This is a genomic window from Serratia sp. CoH_122_TC_1 (assembly GCF_058191755.1).
Genome location: NZ_JBXWLA010000061.1, coordinates 1 through 560, shown reverse-complemented (window position 1 = coordinate 560; position 560 = coordinate 1). Strand labels below are relative to the sequence as shown.

Here is a 560-nt window from a genome sequence, read left to right as displayed (position 1 = left end):
CACGCCCTTCATCGCCTCTGACTGCCTAGGCATCCACCGTGTACGCTTAGTCACTTAACCTCACAACCCGAAGGTGTTTCCACTTTCGTGCTGCTACATTTGAGAGACTCTATGACAGGTTAATCCTTACCCCAGTACATCTACGGAGGGATAAGTTTCAGCTGTCATGTTTCAATTTTCAGCTTGTTCCAGATTGTTAAAGAGCAAAATACTTCGCAGCATACTGTTGCCAGTACACTCTGAAGTATTGAAATACAGGACTATATGGTGGAGCTAAGCGGGATCGAACCGCTGACCTCCTGCGTGCAAGGCAGGCGCTCTCCCAGCTGAGCTATAGCCCCATACAGTCACGTGCAGTACCTTTTCCACTTCGAGAAGTGGTAGGCCTGAGTGGACTTGAACCACCGACCTCACCCTTATCAGGGGTGCGCTCTAACCACCTGAGCTACAAGCCTATAAAGGTATTTCTGCTCGTTACTTTCTATCAGACAATCTGTGTGAGCACTTCACGCGAATCAATATCATTAGGTAAGGAGGTGATCCAACCGCAGGTTCCCCTA

Annotated in this window: 2 tRNA genes; both read right to left on the bottom strand. The window is 48.8% G+C overall.

The annotated features are described in order from the left end of the window. Positions 1–265: 265 nt before the first annotated feature. Positions 266–341: transfer RNA gene (locus AC2FC2_RS26965), tRNA-Ala, on the bottom strand. A gap of 37 nt (positions 342–378) precedes the next feature. Further along, positions 379–455 (bottom strand) — tRNA-Ile (locus tag AC2FC2_RS26960). Between the last annotated feature and the right edge of the window lie 105 nt (positions 456–560).